We start from the raw sequence: 3956 nt of genomic DNA, 5'->3' as shown, positions 1-3956 counted from the left end.
ATTAATCGACATGACGCGGCGGGTGGAGGAGCGGGCGACATAGAGGATGTCCGTGCCGTCGAGCACGGCCGCCGAACCGCTTTCGCCGGTGGCGCTCGAGAGCTCGTCGAGGAAGGGCTGGATCATCTGGGGCAGGGTGTTGGCTGCCAGATAGAAGTGGCCGAGGTTCAGGACGCGCGGGGTGAGCTGGAAGAATTTCCCGTCATAGGTGGCGTAGCCGAGGTGGACGAGGGTGAGGAGGCAACGGCGGGCCGTGGCGCGCTCGAGGCCGGTGCGAGCGGCGGCGTCGGTGATAGAGAGGCGCGCGTGCTCGGGATCGAAGCATTCGATGACGGCGAGACCGCGGACCAGGCCGTGAATGATGTCGCCGTCTCGCATGGTTGCCTCGGGGAAGTGGTGGGCCTGAGGTGCCATGGATGGAGGGGGAAGGCTAGTGGATTCCCTCACGCGGCGTCATTCCCGCGAAAGCGGGAATCCGATGCCCTAAAAAGAGATCCCCGCTTTCGCGGGGATGACGTAGTGCATGAGCAAATCCGTATTCGCCAGATCAGCCGAAGTTCGCCAGGCCCTGCACCCCACGGTGGAAGCGGGCGAGTTTGGCGTAAAAGTCTTCCAGAATGTAGCGGATGTCGATCGTGTCGTAGACCTTTATCGGACGGTGCTGGCCATTGTGGATGTAGTGCATCTGTGGTGAGAACTCGGGGGCGGGGCGCCAGTCGTAGGTGCCGCCCATCGGGTTGAGGATCACCGAGAGGGCTGGGGTGTCGCCGAGCGAGCGGTGCTCGATGGGGCCCTGGTGGACGCGGAAATTCCAGTCGATGAGCTGGTCGACGAGGTATTTGCCGATCGGGCCCTTGTCTTCGCAGCGTTCCTGCAGCTCGGCATAGCTCACCGACATCATGCGATAGACGGTGGACGGAATCTGCCAGACCTGGACTTTTGAGCGCATCACCACGTTGGCGGCGGCGATGTCGTTCATCAGGTTGAATTCGCGGCCGCCCGAGGGCCAGACGCCGCCGCCGATCCAGACGCAGATGACGTTGCGCTCGTTGAGGCGCGGTTCCATCAGAATGGCTGAGGCCATGTCGGTCAGCGGGCCGAGGAATGCGACGTAGAGCGGACGGTCGTCGTCCTTCATGGCTTCGTCGATGATCATCTGGGCGCCCGGAGAGGGCACGGCAGTGTTTTCATCGGGGAGAGCCGTCGCGGCGCCATTGGCGACGGGGATGCGGCCTTCGAGCTCCATAAGTTTTAGGAGCAGGTCGATTTCCGCGCGGCTGTCGAGCATCGACGTTTTGGAGCGATGCGCGCCGAAGTGGGCGGCGATGATGCCGTGGAAATCGAAGGTCGGCGTGAGCAGGGCGTGGACGATGGTGAACTGATCGTCGGCCTCGTTCTTGGCGTCGGTATTCAGGATCAGACGCGCGCGCTTTTCGCGGGGGAGATTGGTCATTCCTGTTCCCCCAGAGCGCTGAAGAGGGCCTTTTGGGCGATCTTCATGGCGCCGATGGCGTCGTGGCGGCTCTGGGCTTCCTGGAGCGCGTCGAAATCCAGGCGATCGAGGCCCTTGGCCGCGGCCTTGAGGAAATCGATGGCGTGGGTGGCCGTGGCGACGGAATCTTCGCGGAACGGGAACTGATCGAGCTGCCAGACGCCTTCCCACTTGTTCTTCTTGAGGACGTAGAAGAACTCGAACAGTTCGAGCGGGTGGAGCGAGCCGGCGACGAGGTCGTCGTCCCAGGAGCGGTAGTTGTCGTTTACGTCCATGCCGAAGAGGCGGCCGTGGTCGATGGCGAGCTGGGCCGAGTCAGCGGCGGATTCGCCGCCCATGATGGCGTGGCCGAAATCGAGCAGGATGCCGACATTGGGCAAGCCGATCTTTTCGATGCCGAGAATGGTGCGGGCGACCGACCCAAAACTCATGCGAACGCGGGGTTCGCGCGGCTTGTATTCGATGACGAATTTGAGATCCGGGTTTTCGGAGGCGAGCTGGCCGACGCCGTCGAGCGAGCGCTGCCACTGGGTCGAATAATCGACCTGGAAGGGATAGTCCCAGCCGTCCTGACCGGGCCAGAGCTTTACGTAGTCAGCCTTGTGGAAGCGGACGACGTCGCAGGCACTGGTGATGAGTTCGTGTGCCTTGCGACGGATGCCGGCGTCGGGATTGGTGAAGGCGCCCTTGACGAAGTCACGGGTGTAGATTTCGGGCGTGATGCCGATGACCTTGAGATTATTGCGGTCGAGCGCGGTCTTGATCTGCGCGTCGGAGAATTCACCGCCGAAATAGGGCCAGTTGAGGTCGACGACGGAGAGGTCTTTCACCTGGCCGGCAAGATCGATCGCCTCGATGATGTTGCGCGGGATGCCGTAGCCGTCGGTGGCGTAGCGGTCGAGATAGGTCGCAAAGTGCCAGATGCCGGCGCCAAAACGCTGGGTGGTCATTGGTTTCCGCTGGCGATGTTTTTTGGCTGTGGTTTCGTCCATGGCCGGCGCGAAATGGCCGGCGGCGGGAACGCCCGGCATGGAAATGCCGATGGACGAGAATGCGAGGGCGGCAGCACCTAGGGCGCTGACTTCGGGCGCGGCAGCGGCAGCTACGGGGCGACCGAGAATGTCGGACTGAAACTGCATCACGACAGGATTGCGCGAGGCGCCGCCATCGGCGCGCAGTTCGCCGAGCGGAAAGCCCATGTCGGCTTCCATGGCGGAATAGACGTCGGCGACCTGGAAGGCGATGGCTTCCAAGGCGGCGCGGGCGAGGTGGGCCGGCTTGGTGCCGAGGGAGAGGCCGGTGATGGTGCCACGAGCGTCGGCACGCCAATAGGGGGCGCCGAGGCCGACAAGGGCGGGGACGAACGCGACGCCGTTGCTGTCGGGGACGGTTTCGGCGAGGGCCGAGAGGGCGGAGGCGTCGGCAAGGCCCAGAAACTCCGCGGCAAAGGCGGCGGTTTGGCCGGAGACGGAGATGTTGCCTTCGAGGGCGTATTGGGTTTTGCCGCCCTGGCTCCAGGCGATGGTCGAAGAAATGCCGTGGGTGGAGCGGACGCGGTTGGGCGTCAGGGCCATCAGAGAGGTGCCGGTGCCGTAGGTGGCTTTCACGGTGCCCGGGGTGCGGACGCCGTGGCCGAAGAGGGCGGCGTGGGAGTCGCCGATCATGGCGAGGATTGGTGTGCCGGCGGGGAGGGCGGTGGCGCCTTCAGCGGTGACGCCGAAATTGGTGTCGGAGGATTTGACCTCGGCCAGCATGTTTTGGGGCACGCCGAAGAGAGCGCAGAGGTCGGCGTCCCAGGTCAGCGTCTCAGTATTGAAGAGCTGGGTGCGGGAGGCGTTGGAATGGTCGGTGGCGTGTGTTGCGCCGCCGGTGAGATTCCAGAGGAGCCAGGAGTCGACGGTGCCGACGCGGAGCTCGCCCTTTTCGGCACGGGTACGGGCGCCGGGTGTGTTGTCGAGCAGCCAGGCGATTTTGGCGGCCGGGAAAAGGGGATCGAGTGCGAGGCCGGTCTTGGCTTCGATGGTCTCGGCGTGGCCGGCGGCGCGTAGGGCGTCGCATTTGGGGGCAGAGCGGCGGCACTGCCAGATGACGACGGGGCCGATGGGCTGACCGGTTGCAGCGTCCCAGACCAGGGTGGACTCGCGCTGGTTGGAGATACCGATGCCGGCAATCTTGGCGTCGCCAGCTTTGGCGACGACTTCGGCGATGACCGTCTTTACGCCATCAACCAGTGCGGTGGCCGATTGCTCGGCCCAGCCGGGCTGGGGGTAGGTGACGATGTTGGGCACCGAAGCCTGATGGAGGACACGGCCGGCGGCGTCCACCAACAGCGCCTTGGTGTTGGTGGTGCCCTGGTCGATGGCGAGGATCAGCTCGCTGGTCATTTTTTGCGCGCGATGGTCTGGCGCAAGGCGTCGGCGATGCCGGTTTCGTTGAGCCCAAAATTGTCGAAGAGCCATTCGGC

General features: G+C 64.3%; 3 protein-coding genes. All 3 read right to left on the bottom strand.

What is annotated here, in order from left to right:
* A partial coding sequence (locus J0I64_RS00245; protein ID WP_291405299.1) for a helix-turn-helix domain-containing protein occupies positions 1-378 on the bottom strand: 378 nt, incomplete at its 3' end.
* Positions 379-547: 169 nt separating this feature from the next.
* Positions 548-1453, bottom strand: coding sequence for a nucleoside hydrolase (locus J0I64_RS00240; RefSeq protein ID WP_291405297.1), 906 nt, complete (start codon positions 1451-1453; stop codon positions 548-550).
* Positions 1450-3876 carry an FGGY family carbohydrate kinase gene (locus J0I64_RS00235; protein WP_291405295.1) on the bottom strand — a complete coding sequence of 809 codons (2427 nt, stop codon included), beginning with the start codon at positions 3874-3876 and terminating at the stop codon, positions 1450-1452. The genes J0I64_RS00240 and J0I64_RS00235 overlap by 4 nt, the downstream gene beginning before the upstream one ends.
* Between the last annotated feature and the right edge of the window lie 80 nt (positions 3877-3956).

It is taken from the genome of Devosia sp., assembly GCF_017307565.1.
Lineage (GTDB): Bacteria > Pseudomonadota > Alphaproteobacteria > Rhizobiales > Devosiaceae > Devosia.
This window is presented reverse-complemented; position numbering and strand designations above follow the sequence as displayed.

Bases quoted from the DNA above. Each gene is read 5' to 3' on its own strand.
- J0I64_RS00240 (WP_291405297.1), bottom strand. From the start codon at position 1,453: ATGACCAATCTCCCCCGCGAAAAGCGCGCGCGTCTGATCCTGAATACC.
- J0I64_RS00235 (WP_291405295.1), bottom strand. From the start codon at position 3,876: ATGACCAGCGAGCTGATCCTCGCCATCGACCAGGGCACCACCAACACC.